Origin of the sequence: Flavobacterium frigoritolerans, from assembly GCF_025847275.1 — a bacterium.
In the GTDB taxonomy this organism is placed as follows: Bacteria; Bacteroidota; Bacteroidia; order Flavobacteriales; family Flavobacteriaceae; genus Flavobacterium; species Flavobacterium frigoritolerans.
Map to the genome: position 1 here is coordinate 216,700 of NZ_JAOZEV010000001.1, position 16,356 is coordinate 233,055.

General features: G+C 31.4%; 14 protein-coding genes. 9 read left to right on the forward strand and 5 right to left on the reverse strand.

Going from position 1 to position 16,356, the window contains the following annotated elements; all coding sequences use genetic code 11:
- Window positions 1–349 precede the first annotated feature (349 nt).
- The gene (locus tag OIU80_RS00980) at window positions 350–610 is read left to right on the forward strand and encodes a hypothetical protein (protein ID WP_264285246.1); all 261 of its coding nucleotides are present in this window, start codon (window positions 350–352) and stop codon (window positions 608–610) included.
- 348 nt (window positions 611–958) lie between these two features.
- Entirely contained in the window at window positions 959–1,393 is a 435-nt protein-coding gene (locus OIU80_RS00985) for a RidA family protein (RefSeq protein ID WP_264285247.1), read from the forward strand.
- Between the two features lie 338 nt (window positions 1,394–1,731).
- Here the strand turns inward: OIU80_RS00985 and OIU80_RS00990 are convergent, their stop codons facing one another.
- A complete protein-coding gene (locus OIU80_RS00990; RefSeq protein ID WP_264285248.1) occupies window positions 1,732–1,908 on the reverse strand; it encodes a hypothetical protein in 177 nt (58 codons plus the stop codon).
- Window positions 1,889–2,041 (reverse strand): hypothetical protein, encoded by a 153-nt coding sequence (locus OIU80_RS00995; RefSeq protein WP_264285249.1) that lies wholly within the window; start codon window positions 2,039–2,041, stop codon window positions 1,889–1,891. The genes OIU80_RS00990 and OIU80_RS00995 overlap by 20 nt, the downstream gene beginning before the upstream one ends.
- 369 nt (window positions 2,042–2,410) lie before the next feature.
- Between OIU80_RS00995 and OIU80_RS01000 the strand changes: the two genes are divergently transcribed.
- The 4 genes from OIU80_RS01000 to OIU80_RS01015 all read left to right on the forward strand — a co-directional run bounded on the left by OIU80_RS01000 (window position 2,411) and on the right by OIU80_RS01015 (window position 7,320).
- A complete protein-coding gene (locus OIU80_RS01000; protein WP_264285250.1) occupies window positions 2,411–2,839 on the forward strand; it encodes a copper resistance protein NlpE in 429 nt (142 codons plus the stop codon).
- A gap of 174 nt (window positions 2,840–3,013) precedes the next feature.
- Window positions 3,014–4,105, forward strand: coding sequence for an acyltransferase family protein (locus OIU80_RS01005; protein WP_264285251.1), 1,092 nt, complete (start codon window positions 3,014–3,016; stop codon window positions 4,103–4,105).
- 250 nt (window positions 4,106–4,355) lie between these two features.
- Window positions 4,356–6,650 (forward strand): type IA DNA topoisomerase, encoded by a 2,295-nt coding sequence (locus OIU80_RS01010; protein WP_264285252.1) that lies wholly within the window; start codon window positions 4,356–4,358, stop codon window positions 6,648–6,650.
- Between the two features lie 193 nt (window positions 6,651–6,843).
- A complete protein-coding gene (locus OIU80_RS01015; RefSeq protein WP_264285253.1) occupies window positions 6,844–7,320 on the forward strand; it encodes a DUF6265 family protein in 477 nt (158 codons plus the stop codon).
- A gap of 164 nt (window positions 7,321–7,484) precedes the next feature.
- Here OIU80_RS01015 and OIU80_RS01020 read toward each other — a convergent pair whose 3' ends face one another.
- Complete coding sequence (locus tag OIU80_RS01020) at window positions 7,485–8,648, reverse strand: MFS transporter (RefSeq protein ID WP_264285254.1); 1,164 nt, start codon at window positions 8,646–8,648, stop codon at window positions 7,485–7,487.
- Window positions 8,649–9,036: 388 nt separating this feature from the next.
- Between OIU80_RS01020 and OIU80_RS01025 the strand changes: the two genes are divergently transcribed.
- From OIU80_RS01025 to OIU80_RS01035, 3 genes are all read left to right on the forward strand, one after another.
- Window positions 9,037–9,759, forward strand: coding sequence for a DUF4198 domain-containing protein (locus OIU80_RS01025; RefSeq protein ID WP_264285255.1), 723 nt, complete (start codon window positions 9,037–9,039; stop codon window positions 9,757–9,759).
- A gap of 212 nt (window positions 9,760–9,971) precedes the next feature.
- Entirely contained in the window at window positions 9,972–12,281 is a 2,310-nt protein-coding gene (locus tag OIU80_RS01030) for a TonB-dependent siderophore receptor (RefSeq protein ID WP_264285256.1), read from the forward strand.
- Window positions 12,282–12,407: 126 nt separating this feature from the next.
- On the forward strand, window positions 12,408–13,721 hold the full coding sequence (locus tag OIU80_RS01035) for an APC family permease (protein ID WP_264285257.1): 1,314 nt from the start codon (window positions 12,408–12,410) through the stop codon (window positions 13,719–13,721).
- Between the two features lie 149 nt (window positions 13,722–13,870).
- On the opposite strand, the gene OIU80_RS01040 is transcribed toward OIU80_RS01035, so the two are convergent.
- On the reverse strand, window positions 13,871–14,467 hold the full coding sequence (locus OIU80_RS01040) for a retron system putative HNH endonuclease (protein ID WP_264285258.1): 597 nt from the start codon (window positions 14,465–14,467) through the stop codon (window positions 13,871–13,873).
- The gene (locus tag OIU80_RS01045; protein ID WP_264285259.1) at window positions 14,464–16,323 is read right to left on the reverse strand and encodes an AAA family ATPase; all 1,860 of its coding nucleotides are present in this window, start codon (window positions 16,321–16,323) and stop codon (window positions 14,464–14,466) included. Before OIU80_RS01045 ends, OIU80_RS01040 begins: the two co-directional genes overlap by 4 nt.
- Window positions 16,324–16,356: the final 33 nt, after the last annotated feature.

Genomic DNA, 16,356 nt, shown 5'->3' on the forward strand with positions numbered 1-16,356 from the left:
TTAGTTAGAGATAGTATTTCAACCGACACTTTCTTGGATTCTTATTCTAAAATTAGTTTAAAATAGAAACAAGGGTTAATTATTGATAAGCATTATTATAGGAACTAAGAGAGTTTATTTGTTATAGCCCCCTCATCCGAAATTTATCTTCTTAAAGCTCACGATTGCTTTATGGGACTTCACTATTTCGTCCCTACTCCAACACTACAACAAACACAAAAAGACAAGATCAAAGTACTGGTTATAGTATGATTAACATTTTTTTTCTATTTTCGTTTAATAGAATATCAGCCGATATTTCAGAACCAAACAAGACTAAAACTAACCATTTATAACAACCATTCAATCTATGAAACCAGAAAACCTAACCGAATTAAACGACCAAGAACTTTTACTGAAAATAAAGGGAATGAAAAACAATAAAATAATTGATGCTGCAGCAGTTGGCTTTACTATTGGGATTGTAGTTTTCAGCGCGGTAAAAAACGGGTTTACTTTTTTTACTTTCTTTCCTTTGATACTGACCTTTCTTATTGTTAGAAATTCAAAAAATAATAAAATCTTAGAACAAGAACTTCAAAAAGAATTAGATTCTCGAAACTTAAAATAAAAAACAAAAAAGGTACGGCTCATAGTGAACAGTACCTTTTTCTATTTCAATACTACTCAAAACTATTCAGGTTTATAAAATCATTTACATAAAGTTCTACCAGACATCAGATGAAGTTTCTGTAAATCATTAAATAACGCCATTTCTTCCTCAGGCAAAAGTTATAAAGCAATTTCAAGTAAAGTCATTACATTATTCCCTCGCTCAGCGAAGAGGCTGCTGCCTATATTCTTCTTCATTGATATTAACAATTGATTTGCAAATCATTCACAACAAGGAGATTAAAACTTAAATATCTTTGCACATAACCTATAAAACATTTAACAATCAATTAAAAACCAAACAATTATGAAGTACTTTCTTTTACTTTCTTTTTTATTTATTTTCAACAAAAGTTTCACACAAGAAGCCAAAATAAAAAAGGAAAAATGGCATTGGAACAATGAAACAAAACAAGACACAGCTATTGGTTATGCTCAAGTTTTAAAAATTGGCAATGTGCTTTACATTTCGGGTGCTGTAACAACCGAAATAACTCCACAAGGAATCACAACTGTTTATAACGATTTAAAGGCTTCACTAGCGAGTTATGGTGCCACATTTGAAAATGTTGTAAAAGAAAATTTATATACAACAGATATAGAGACAGTGAAAAAATATAATTCTGCTAGAAAAAAATTCTACAATGGCGACTTTCCTGCCGCTACATGGGTACAAGTACAACGATTATACATGCAAAGCGCAAAATTAGAGGTTGAATTGATTGCACATCTACCGAAATAATTTCATTAAATTGAGGTTTGCAGTACAAAGTCTCCCGACTTCGCACATATTTTCAATAAGCTACTGACATAGGAAAAATTTCTTCAGAAAAAAATAAAACAACCCGCTGGTGTAATTACTTTGTCAATTCGCTTCGCTCGGGTCGTAAAAATATTTTTTTTCGCATAGCCTCATGTGATTTATTTTAAGTGAAACGCCTTTTTAGACTTTGCTAAACTATCTTTCTATGTGTTGAAATTATTACACCAAACGAGGGAACTTCGTACAACGAAAAACAAAACTCTAAAAGGTACAGCATCAAACTGTACCTTTTTCTATTTAGCAAATCTAGCTTCAGACTACAAATGAATTTTATGTAAATTATCTAATAACACCATTTCATCTTCTGGCAAGAGTTGTAAGGCTATTTCAAGTAAAGTCATTACATTAATATCTGTCACAGCTGCTACATTTGACATATTTCGAGCATCTTCATTAAGCAGAATAATACTTGCCTTAAGAAGATCTGAAACCATTAGATTTAATTCGTTTGAGCGTTACGCCAAACGAATTATCTGCATTATTCTCTGGCTTTAGTTTTTTAAAATAATCTACTCTATGCATTAATTCTAAAAGTTCTGTGGCTGATTCTTTATGTTGCACTTCCATGATTGAATTTCCGTTAATTGTTAGATTTCTAGTTCTTTGTTCATCGAAACTAAATTACAAGTAATCAATCACTTTTAAGTGATTGTAAACAATCGGTTGTATTCAACTGAGCCCATAAAAAAGATTATTAAATTAGACTTTTTAGCTTTATATTCGTCATAATTTAAATTTTTCAAAATCGAATAGGTATTCATAAATCGAAGTGATTTTAATTAAAGATTTATAAAATGAAAGTTATTTTAGAAAAAAGATTATTAGATTAACGAAGCCTGAGAAAGTAAAATTGGCAATTAATTTTATCGTTAAAAATACAAATCTCATAATGCAATAACACAAACAACCAAATTCAAAACCAACAAAACCAAACCAATGAAACTACTAATTACCACCTTACTTTTAATTTTCAACCTGACTTTATTCGCACAAACGACTCCGTTTTTTGGCGATTATAATCGTACACTTACAGAAGAAGGCAAGCATGAAATTGAATATAAATTGACCTTAAATCAAGACGGGGCATTCCTATTTCACTCGTATTCCAAAATACAAGGGGGAAATCCTCCAGAAGTAAATAAATACGGAAAAGGAAAATGGAGCTCAAAAGACAATGTAATTACTTTTTCATCTAATAAAAAAGAAGATTTTAATGACAAATACACATTAGATTTTAATAATTCGAAGGCAAGATTTGTAACCAAAAATCCGAAAGATAAAACAGATCAAGTAATCAAAACAAAACTTACGTTTTTAGAGTCAGGAATCTTCTGGATGAAAAAACTTGATGTTTTTAAAGTATAAAATACAATATAGTCTTTGCTCTTAGACAAGTAAACAAATACACAAAAAAGCTACAAGAAAATAATTCCTGTAGCTTTTTTTATAAACAGAAAAAATCAATCTTTGTAGAAACCGATTACAAATTCTTATTATTGAGTTTATAAGCCATATTATTAAAATACCACACTACTAACCATGACAAAACAAGAAACCAGCGTTTTAAAACCAAAGCAACATTTTGAAATTCTTGATGGCCTACGAGGAATAGCAGCATTAGCAATTGTAATTTTTCATTTTATGGAAATCGTTTATGAACCTGGTAAAAATTTCATCGCACATGGTTTTTTAGCTGTTGATTTTTTCTTTTGCTTATCTGGTTTTGTTATTGCTTATGCTTATCATGATCGCATTGACAAAATGAAAATTACCGACTTTTTTAAATTAAGGTTAATCAGATTGCATCCTTTGGTAATTTTTGGTTCAGTCTTGGGTTTACTGACATTTCTTTTTGATCCATTTTCTAGTCACTCTGAAACCTACGAAACAGGTAAATTGATTTTGATATTCCTGTGTTCTCTATTTATGATTCCATTTCCGGTAATGCCAGATCGTTATTTTAACTTATTTGGTTTTAATGCCCCTGCTTGGTCTTTGTTTTGGGAGTATGTTGCCAATATTCTTTATATACTTTTCCTTCACAAATTGAGCCGACGTAACCTCTTTTTATTAACTCTTTTAGCTGCAGTGGGAATCTGTTTTGTTAGTAATCGTGCGGGAGGTTCTTTGATGGGCGGATGGAGCGGAGAAAACTTTTGGGATGGTTGTGCACGTATTTCGTATTCCTTTTTAGCGGGAATGCTAATTTATCGTTCTAATTGGATTATTAAATCTAACCTCGGTTTCATTGGTTTATCTGCATTGCTGCTCTTAGCCTTCTTAATACCTTTTAACAATTGGAATTGGCTAACTGAGCCCATTATCGTATTATTCTATTTTCCTTTGCTAGTTGCACTAGGAGCTGGCGCCACATTAAAGCAAGAATTCAAACAATTGTGTATCTTCTCTGGAAAAATATCTTATCCGTTATATATGACTCACTATGCAGTGATGTTTGTATTTGCCAACTATTATACAACCTACAAACCAGATACAACTCAGCTTGTTTTTATTATAACTACAGGAACAATTTTACTACTTGGCGTAGCTTATTTAACTATGGTTTTTTATGATATTCCAATTCGAAAATACCTAACCACTAGGAGAAAGAAAGTTAGTCATTCAAAATAAATATTATTAAAAAGTATGTTTGCTGTGCATTCTATGATAAAATATTTTTTTTTACGCAGATTCCGCAGATTCTACGGATTTTATTAAATTCTCTGCGCATATCTGCTTGAATCTCTTAAAAAATATGCGTGGGACAAAAAAATTGTGTCTCTGCGATATTTAAAAAAATCTTTGTGCCTTTGTTCCTAAGAACCTTTGCTCCTTTCTTATAAAAAATCCTTAATTTTGCGACTCAAATTAGAAGGAGATAATGAAGGTCTGTATTGCCGAGAAACCAAGTGTAGCACGAGAAATTGCATCCGTTTTAGGAGCCAATACCAAACACGATGGGTATTATGAAGGCAACGGCTATGCTGTAACCTATACCTTTGGGCATTTATGTACTTTAAAAGAACCTAACGACTACAAACCGCATTGGAAAAGTTGGGATTTGAACAACCTACCAATGCTTCCTGAAAAATTTGAGACCAAAGTGGTACAGAATTCTGGTATTCAGAAGCAATTTAAAATCATAAAAACTTTATTCGATAAAGCCGAATTGGTTATAAACTGTGGGGATGCTGGACAAGAAGGAGAGCTCATTCAGCGTTGGGTTATGAATGAAGCCAATTATAAAGGCGAAGTTCAGCGTTTATGGATTTCATCCTTAACTACCGAAGCTATAAAAGAAGGTTTCGAAAATTTAAAACCTTCTGCTAACTACGATAATTTGTACTATGCCGGATTTTCCAGAGCCATTGGCGACTGGTTGCTTGGTATGAATGCTACCCGCTTGTACACTGTAAAACACGGTGGCTATAAACAAGTATTATCTATTGGTCGGGTACAAACCCCAACATTGGCTATGGTAGTTGACCGATTTAAAGAAATCGAGAATTTTAAACCTCAACCCTACTGGGAGTTACAAACCTTATATAGAGAAACACTTTTTAGTTATGAAGAAGGACGCTTCCTGAAAAAAGAAGACGGTGAACTTTTGGCTAATAAAGTTAAAGAGAGTGATTTTGAAATTGTCTCTATCGATAAAAAGAATGGTAATGAGTATGCGCCTAAGCTGTTTGATTTAACTGGTTTACAAGTATACTGCAATACAAAATTTGGATTTTCGGCAGATGAAACTCTTAAAATTGTTCAAACGCTCTACGAACAAAAAGTAGTTACCTACCCTAGAGTTGATACTACATTTTTACCAAACGACATCTATCCAAAAGTACCTGGTATTTTGCAAAATCTAACTAATTATGCTGCATTAACCCAACCTCTTTTAGAGAAAAAGATAAAAAAATCACCAAAGGTTTTTAATGATAAAAAAGTAACGGATCACCACGCAATTATTCCAACAGGGATACAATCTAATTTGCAATACAATCAGCAGCAAGTATATGATATTATTACAAAACGCTTTATTGCTGTGTTTTACGACGATTGTTTAGTAGCCAATACTACCGTTATAGGAAAGGCAGCTGATGTAAGCTTTAAAACTACTGGAAAAGTAATCTTAAAAAAAGGATTCCGTGTTGTTTTTGAAGATCCGAATGCTAAAGAAAAAGAAGCAGATTTATTACCGAATTTTGTTGTGGGAGAAAAAGGTCCACACGAACCTTCGTTTTTAGAAAAAGAAACCAAACCACCCAATCAGTTTACAGAGGCAACTTTACTGCGTGCTATGGAAACTGCAGGTAAACAGGTAGATGATGAAGATTTACGCGAACTGATGAAGGAAAATGGTATCGGGCGTCCATCTACGCGAGCCAATATTATTGAAACGCTTTTTAAACGTCAATACATTGTTCGAAATAAAAAACAGGTTCTACCTACTCCAACTGGAATTCAGCTTATTGAAACTATTCAAAATGAATTAATAAAGTCGGCAGAACTTACTGGTTCTTGGGAAAAGCAGTTAAAAGATATTGAGAAAGGAGCTTTTACCGCTGGTGCATTTATTATTAATATGAAACGAATGGTTGAAGCTTTGGTATATGAAGTACGAAGTGAAACCAGACACGCCAATATTTCGCATGCAGGAAGCGTTCAGAAACAAGTAGCTACTATTGAGAAAAAGAAAGCCGCAGGGATTTTAGCAGAAACCTGCCCAAAATGCCAAAAAGCAACACTTATAAAAGGCAAATCAGCTTATGGTTGTGGCAATTATAAAGCAGGTTGCGATTTTGTATTACCTTATACTTTTGCAGACAAAAAAATATCAGAAAACCAATATTTAAGATTAGTTCAGAAAGGATCAACGGTAAATATAAAAGGCTTTAAAACCGATGCTGGTACTGTAGAAGGTTTAATTCGTTTTGAAGAAAATTATAAACTCAAATTAGAACCTAAAAAAGCAACACCTAAAACCACAAAAGCAACATCAGATTCATTAGCATGCCCTAAGTGCAAAAAAGGGAAAATCATGAAGGGGAATACTGCTTATGGTTGTGGCAATTATAAATTAGGTTGTGACTTTAAAGTTACTTTTGATACGGTTAGAGAGAAACTAAAAGATCAAAAGCCTACCAAAGAACTCGTTTATGCTATCCTTTGCAGTTAGCACTAGATGTAGGCATATAAAATGTGAGATGTAAAAAGAGAGATGCAAAAGTAAGAGCGTAGATGTTTATCATTTATATTTCTCATTTTCTCATTTTCTCATTTTCTCATTTTCTCATTTTCTCATTTTCTCATTTCACTATCCTTTTTTTTATATTTTAGCATTTAAAAATAACCCCCTAATATTCACACTAATGTTTCAAAAAATTACCCTTATACTTCTTTTGTTGGCAATTGTTTCCTGCAAAAAGACTGAAACTCCAGAAAAAGATAAAATAAAAGCTGCCGATTGGCTTATTGGAAAATGGGAGAATGTTACTCCACAAGGAACTTTAACCGAAACATGGAATAAAGTAAATGACAGTACTTTTCAAGGAAGTTCTTTTTTCATAAAAGGAAAAGATACAATTCATTTTGAATCAATCAAACTACAACAAAATGGAGAAATCTTAACTTATAACGCCACCGTAAAAGGACAAAATAACGATGAGGCAGTTGCTTTTAAATTAACTAATTCAACAGAAAAAGGATTAGTTTTTGAAAACCCAAAACACGATTATCCTCAAAAAATTAGCTATACAAAAGATGCTAACAATACTTTAACTGCAGAAATTTCTGGTATTCAATTAGGAAAACCAAGTTCAGAGAAATATCTAATGACGAAGAAATAAAATCTTATATAAGATTCAATTTTTAATAGCGAAGCTTTATTCTCAACAGAATAAAGCTTTTTTTATAGTTATAGTTTCTCTAGTTAAGTTTATAGTATAATGTGCGCACCAAGAAAAAAACCTCAGAACCTTTGTCACTCAGTACCTCAGCACCTCAAAAAAACCTACTCCTCTTCTTCCCCAATCTTATTCACCATCAAAATCATCATTACGCCTAAAAATGCCATGATTAAGAAAGCCCATTTCATACTTAGGAATTCAGATATAAAACCAACCATTGGTGGTACAATTAAAAACCCAAGATAGCCAATAGTAGAAATAGAAGTTAAAGCCGAGCCGTTACTCAAACTCTTTGATCGTCCTGCAATACTAAAAACCAACGGAACGACACAAGAAACCCCAATTCCGATTAAGAGATAACCAAATATTGTTGGGTAAATAAAAGGCAACAGAAAGCAAATTAAAAACCCAATTGTGATAAAAATACCGCTGTAAAACAAAATCTTTTTAACACCAAATCTCATTACTGCATAATCTCCAAAAAAACGTCCTAAAGTAACAGCTGTCATAAAAAACACAAACGCTGCTGTTGTAAGTTTGGGCGATGCATGTAAGACATTCTGGAAATAGATTCCGCTCCAATCGTACATCGTATTTTCGCATGCCATCGAAACAAAACAGATTAAAGCAAACTTCATCAGGTTTTTATCAGGCATCGAAAAGAATTTCTTTTTATTTGGCACAGGTTCTGTATGAATACTCATTGGGTAAAAACATGCTGTAATTGCCATCATAGCAACGCTTATCCCAAGCAAATGGTATGACGGTGCAATATTCTGAGCCACCATTATATATCCTAAACCCGCTCCTGCAAATCCAGCCAAACTCCAAACTGCATGAAAAGTAGTCATAATCGATTTTGGATATAGTTTTTGTACTTCCAGAGCTTGAGCATTCATGGATAAATTGAGGATATTTCGTGAAGCACCAAATATTAAAAGGATAATAACCAATTGCCAAACAAAAGCACTAAACCCGGGTAAAGCCAAAACAATATTAAACAAAACAGCTCCAAGAAGCATACAATACCTACTGCTGTATTTATTTAATAATTTTCCTGTAAATGGCATCGTTAACATCAAACCTATTGGAAACGCAAATAAAACTGCTCCAAATTGCGCTTCTGTCAAATGCAATTGTGCTTTTATACTCGGGATTCGTGATGCCCAAGATGAATATCCAAATCCAGAAACAAAGAAAAATACAGTATTTGCTAATCTAAATCCTTTAGGGGAATGCTGTAGTTTCTTAAAATAAGGTATAATCATGTAGCAAGATTTCATTTTATTAAAGCTGCAAAATTAAGACTTTATAAAACTAAGCAACAAGTCTTTTTGGGCTTTTAAATAAAAAATAAACGCAATAGCACATTTTTTAATAGCAATAAAAACCTAATAATTAAACTACTCCGAAAACACATCTCCTATTCAATCCTTTTTTGAGGTTATTTCTGAAACTTTATTAGAAATTACTACAAGAAAACGTTATAATATAATCATTCCCATATTATTTTTCATAAGTTATCAATAATTAGTCTAAATAAATATTGGTAAATAAATATTAAATTTTAAATTTGCTTTCGATTCCAAAAAATGGAATTTCTATACAAACCCTGATTTAAAATTTTTAACAAAAATTAACTTAAATACTTTCATTATGAAATTATCACCATTAAAAACTCTTTTAGTATTACTAACAGTATTACTTAGTCCTCAATTGTTTGCTCATGCACTATGGATAGAAACTAAAGCAACAGGTACAAAAGGAAAACCACAAGAAATTTCGGTATACTTTGGAGAATTTTCAGATAATGATATTACTCCTGCAGCTAAATGGTTTTCTGATTTAAAAGATTTTTCATTGACTTTGATAAGTCCTTCTAAAAAAGAAATCAAATTAACCCCTACTGCTTTAGACAAAAAATACCAAGCATTTTTTACTCCTGAAGAAGATGGAGTATATACTGTAGTAATGCAACATACTGTAAAAGATGTATATGGTACTATGAAATTAGATTATAATTCAAGTGCAAATGTAGTGGTTGGTAACAAAGCAGCAGGTAATAATACTACAGCAAACAAAAACACAATTGGTTTATTCTCTGAAAATGCTGATGTAGCAAAGAAAAACACAAAAATAACTGGTGTTGCTTCATATGAAAGTACTGCTGCTAAAAAACAAAAAATTAAAGTAATTGCTCCTAATGGCTGGGAAAAAGAACTATATACTGATGAAAAAGGGCAATTTGAATTTACACCAATTTGGTCTGGACAATATATGGTAGAGTTTGCTCACACCGAGAAAAGTGCTGGTGAACATAATGGAAAAAAATATGACGAAATCTGGAAAATGGCTACTTATTCTATAGAAGTTAAATAAGCCAAATTAATTCAAAAAATAGTTTACCTATTTTAAATATAAAAAGAAGGAAACCTTGTTAATTCAAATAAGGTTTCCTTCTTTTTTTTGCATTAAACCAAATTATAAAAATTTGTTAAAAATTAAATATAATTAATCTAAATAAGTTTTGATAATACAAACATAGATATTACTTTTGTGCCGTTATTTTTTTTTATTCCAAATAAACAAACATGAAATATATATTATTGCCTACACTAGGCTTATTGTTCGGTCTGTCAGGTTTTGCACAAGGTAGAGTAAACAGAACTGATAATCAAGATACTGCTACAGTAATTACTGATACGGTAAAAAACAAAAAAGGCGAAGTACTTAATGAAGTTATCATTACTACTAACAAAGAACATAAACCTATTACTGCTGTTCGTTCAGGTTTAAAACCAATGGACAATCCTCAAAATATACAAATAATAAGCAGCGAAATAATCGAGCAACAACAAGCGATACGATTAAGCGATGTTATAAAAAACGCAAATGGTATTTATGTAGGTTCTGCACGTGGTGGTGCTCAAGAATCTTTCTTCTCGAGAGGTTACGACATGTCTACCAACAATATGTTTAAAAATGGTTTTCGTTATAATGCCGGTTCTATTCCTGATGTATCTGGTTTAGAAAAAGTTGAATTCCTTAAAGGTGGTTCTGCTTTATTATTCGGAAATGTAGCTCCAGGTGGAATATTAAATCTGGTAACCAAAACTCCTTCTTTCAAAAAAGGTGGAGAAATTTCTATGCAAATGGGAAGCTATTCTTTCTACAAACCTTCATTTGATTTTTACGGACCTCTTAGTAAATCTATTGCTTTTAGAATTAATGGATCTTATGAAAACTCAGAAAGCTTCAGAGATGTTGTAAAAAATGAGCGTTTATATGTGAATCCTTCCTTACTTTTTGTTGTAAACTCTAAAACGCAAATTACAGTTCAGGGAGATTATTTAACTGCAGATTGGACTCCAGATTTTGGAACAGGAATCATAGGTAAACAAATTCTTGATTTACCTCGTAATTCTTTTTACGGATCTCTTTGGTCTAATGGTAACACCAAATCTGCCAGTGCATCAGCATTATTAAATCATGAATTCAATAAAAATTGGAAACTTAATTTCAATGCTTCTTTTCAAACTTACGATAGAACTCAAAAATCAACAGCTCAGTTATCTAATTTAGATGATATTAAAATATATCCAACTCCTGGTTACTGGAATAGAGGATTAACACAAGGTAAGAACTTAGAACAAATACTTGGAGACCAATTAAGCATACAAGGAAACTTTAATACTGGATCTGTAAAACACCAAATATTTGCTGGCGCTGATTGGGAAAATTCATTTGCAACTGCTTATACTTATGCTTTCAGCGAAAAAGCAATTATGGTAAACGGCAAAATCGACCCAAGTATTTATGACAGAATCAATCTTTTTGACTTTGATCCTTCGACACAAAGAAATGACATTCCTGATGCCAGAGCTACTCAAATCTTAAAAACAGATACCAATCGTTTTGGAGTTTATTTTCAAGACTTAATCTCGATTACAGATAAAATAAAAGTATTAGCTGGTATTCGTTGGTCTTGGCAAGAAGCAGAGGTTACAACTTATAAAGAAAAATTTGCAGGAGGAGTGCAAACCGTAGCTCCTGAAAATGCTGTAGCAGCTGTTGGTGATAAAAAATTAGATAATGCTTTTTCTCCAAAAGTTGGATTAATATACCAACCTACAAAAGAAATCTCTTTATTTGCTAGCTATTCTAGCTCTTTTACACCAAATACAGGAATAACTGTTGATTCTCAACCATTAAAGGCATCGATTATTGACCAATACGAAGCGGGAATTAAAACAGAGTTCCTTAAAGGACTATTAAGTACAAATGTTACTGTATATCAAATCACCAATAACAATTTAGTTCAAACAGCTGAATTTAAAGCTGATGGGACACTAAATTCAGATGCAACCTTTAAAGCCTTAAGTGGAGAGACTAAGAGTAAAGGTATCGAAATTGACATTACTGCAAGACCAGTTGAAGGATTAAACATAATTGCTGGTTATAGCTATAATGATATGCGTTATACTAAAACATCAGGAAAAGCAGGAAGTTTTATTGAAGGAGATCGTTTGGCTAGAACCCCTGCAAATACAGCTAATTTAAGTTTCTTCTATAAATTACCTACAGGAGTATTAAAAGGAATAACATTTGGTGCTATCGGAAATTATATCGGTAAAAGAACTGGTGGATGGAACAGTCAGTATGTTGAAGTTGTTGATCCAAACAATCCAAATGCTAAAATCCTTGCAATAAATGACAGAGAAATTCCATTAGCTGGATACACTACAATTGATGTTTCTGCTGGTTACGAATGGAATAAATTCTCGATCTTATGTAAATTATCAAACATTACAAACGAGTTAAATTATACTGTACACGAGAATTATAGTGTAAATCCTATTGCACCTCGTCAAGTAATGACAAGTTTAAGATATAAATTCTAAGAAATAGTTTCAGTTTCCTAAATCAAAAACCTCGTTTATTAATAAACGAGGTTTTTTGTTTTAAAAAAGGCGCTCTAATTTATACTACTTTTGTGGACTTAATAATTCAAAAAACAAAATCTAAATATGTCAGATTCCAAAAAGAACCAATTAAAGAAAAGTCTGGGACTGAGCTTTAATATTGCGGTATTAATTGGAGGAACAATAGGAGTTGGAATTTTACGAACACCCGGTAGTATTGCTGGAATGCTAGATAATTATTGGCTTATTATTGCTTCTTGGCTTTTTGGTGGTCTTTTTATCTTAATAGGTGCTAATTCGTACGCTGAACTAGCAACTATGCTTCCTAAGGCTGGAGGATCTTATAATTATATCAAAAGAGCTTTTGGTGATTATGCTGGTTTTTTGTCAGGTTGGTTTGATTATATCACCAATGTAATTCCGCCCGCATTTTACTGCATCGTTATTAGCGAATATCTTATTATCCTATTTCCTAATCTAGGAAACTATTCAACCGAAATTGCTATAGTATTACTCGTTGTATTTGTATTACTACACTTAAGCGGTGTAAAAAATGGCAGTGTCATTCAACAAATTACCAGTTTTATTAAAGTCATTTGTTTTGTAGCCTTGGTTATTGCCTGCTTTATGTATTCTGGAGTAAAGTTACCTTCTATTCAAAAAGACAGTTCTTTTTATCATATCGGACTTTTATTTGGATTTTTCAAATCACTTCAGCTTATTATCGGAACTTATAATGGTTGGAATGGTGTTTGCTTTTTTGCAGAAGAAAATGATAATCCAAGCAAAAACATTCCACGTTCTTTATACAGCGGAGCACTACTTGTAATTGCTATTTATGTTTTATTAAATATTGCTTTCTTTCATGTTTTACCAATCGAAACTTTGGCTAAATCTAATTTGGCTGCTGCCGATGTAGCAAACATTATTTTTGGAAAGAATGGCGCTATTATAGTCACTGTGATTGCAGTTTTTTCTTTAATCAGTATTCTGAATGCCTTTATGATGATTCCGCCGAGAATTTTATACGGATTAAGTCGTGATGGCTTTTTTATTGAAAAAGGAACAACTGTAAATAAAGGCGGTACTCCAATTGTTGCTCTTTTGGTTTCCTCAATATTTAGCTTGTTCCTGATTTGTATCGGCTCGTTTGAAGTACTGTTTTCCTTTGCTGCCTTCACCTCTATTATTGTTTGGGGATTGGCTTATTTTTCGCTTATAAAACTAAGAATCACAGAACCTGATTTACCTAGACCTTATCGCTCATTTTGGTATCCTTGGACTACTATTTTGGCAATTTTAGTTTCATTAGCATTATTAATCGGATTCATATATAGTGACCCAGAAAGCTTTATAATCATAGTTGGTATCACAATAGTTTCTTATCCATTATTTAAATTTTTAACTCGGAAGAAATAAGGGTGTAAAAGCTAAAATGTAAAAAACACTAATATCTAAAATAAGAAACCCGACAGATTTTAAAAATCTGTCGGGTTTTTATATTTAAAAGAGAATCTAGTTCTTATTTCAAACCTGCTAAACTTTGCTCTATTGAAATTATTTAAATTTTAAAAAAGATAGTTAATTGTTGTATAAAACTCATTATACTTGCCATTTTTCATTTCTAAATACCATGTTACATCTTCATCTTCAAATAAAGCATCAATAACACCTTTTCTTAGATCTTTTAATTTATCTATATTTAACTGTAACTTCTCAATTGTATTTTTTGCTGCTTCATCATTTTCATTAAAAGGGAGAATTTGTCCATCAAAAGTATATTTAAATTTATTCTCACAAGTAGAATCTAAAGGAGATATCAATAGTTCCTCATCAAACCAATTACCTTTACTATTTCCACAATGCAGAGGTTCTCCTTTCTCAGTATTAACCTGACACGAACATAGTAAATTATCATATACCAATTCTAAGTGAGGAAATTTCGTTTTATCTTTTGGTCTAAAATGCTCAATATGGCAATCTCCATCATTTAATTCTCGCTCACAATAGCAACAAATATGTCCTTGTTCACCTTTTAAAGACTTAAATAAATCTATCCGTTCTTGCCTATCAATATTTGCGTAAGTTGGTTGCCAATCATCATTTTCTTTATTTTTCCAAATAATAAAAGATTCTGGCTCTGTTTGCTTTATTATATATTTCATTTACCAGTAATCTCTTTACGCTTAATCAAAACATTTGCTTTTGCAAGTTCAGGATCTCCTCCTATTATTTTATTAGATAAATCCTTATACAAATTCTTAGCTTTATCTATTTCTCCTAATTCAATAAATCTATAAAGTTCTTCAATCTCATTTTTAATATTTGTAGGACGAGCATCAACTCCTAATAAATCTTCCAAAATTCTGTCTGAATTCTTTCCATAAGATTCAATAGCAAAAGAATGTCTTAAAACATTATTATTGTTCTCAAGTAGTATAATATTATCTGGTTGAACATTATTTAAAACTTGAGGTGAATGTGTTGAAACAATGAACTGACAATTAGGAAATATCTTTTCCAATTGAGGAATCATTAATTGTTGCCATTTAGGATGTAAATGCAAATCAACTTCATCAATCATAATAACACCATTTCCTTCAAGTGGATTATCACTTTCAGGATTTGCAATTGCTAATCTGCGTGCAATGTCTCCAATTAAAGTAATTAAATTCTTCTCTCCATCAGATAATTGATTAAGATTAAATTCAAGATTTTCTTTATCAATAAGCATGTGAGGTCTTGGAATTCTTCTAACCCTTAAATTTGTATAATCTGGAAGAAATTGTTCTATTGCTTTCTTCACAAATAACATTTCTCTTCCTTCTTTTCCTTTTAAATTTTTCTTCTTTCTAATTTCTTGGCTAATAATTCTAAAGATAGACGATTCTAATTGTTTAATTTCTAAATCGAACTTTGAATCTTTAATCTTTTTATCTTCTTCTATTTCACTAAGTGACGTCCTAACTACATTTTCTATTTTTTTTCTTGAAACATCACTCAGCCACCACAGATTAATTTCATTTGAAAAAATAAATAACTCAATTAAAACTTGAAGAAAATCATCAATAAGATCATTTTCATTATCAATAAACAGAAAAAAGCTTTCAATTGTTCTATGAAGTAAAGAACTATATATTTTATCAAATTGTTTTAAACTTTCATCTTCACTATACATTTCCATACGAAGAAAATTCTCTTCTAAATAATCAAAAATTATTTTGTCTTTTTGTTTTATTTTATGATAAAACAAATCTTCAATAGTTCTAAAAATTTCACGAAAAAGAAAACGCGGATGCTCATATATATATTCATCCTTATTTATTCTTCTTCTTAAATAATCAAATTTTTCTGAATCCTCTTCATTATCATGTAATGAAGATTTTAATAATTTGAAAATTTTATCAACTCTCCTTTTTATTGAAACTTTATTTTGTAAAATCCATTTATCTCTGCTAGTTGCTTTTTCATTTACAATATCGTCTTGTTGTCTAAACCATTCAAAGAAAGCACTAAAATTTTGCTTTCCGTCTAAAGCTTTATCATAAGCATCAAGTGTTGAAAATGTATCATCAAATCTAACTTCTGGCGTAATTTTATCAACAACTCTTGAAACCGGATAATATCCTATAACTGGCAATCTATTTTCGTGATCTAAAATTCTTTGAAAATGTAAGGCCAAATCTGAAACTTCAACTAAATCCGATTTTTTATCAATAATTTTACCATCTGCAAATTTTATCAATTCCCAAGAATATTCTTTATCATTTTCGACACATACTATTCTTGCACATGCAAATGATGAATTATAACGAATATCTGATTCAGAAATCATTAGTCCAGAAGAATTTTGCCTTTGAATTCTTTTAATCAACCAAGACAAACATAACGTTAAAGTTTCAAGTATCGTAGTTTTTCCTGCTCCATTAACACCGACTAAAACATTCAAATTATCATCAAAGTCAATCTTTAAATCTTTAGCGCTGCGAAAATTTTCAATATATATACTTTTTATTTTCATTTTGATTATCTCTTAAAGATTTTTCTAAATTAC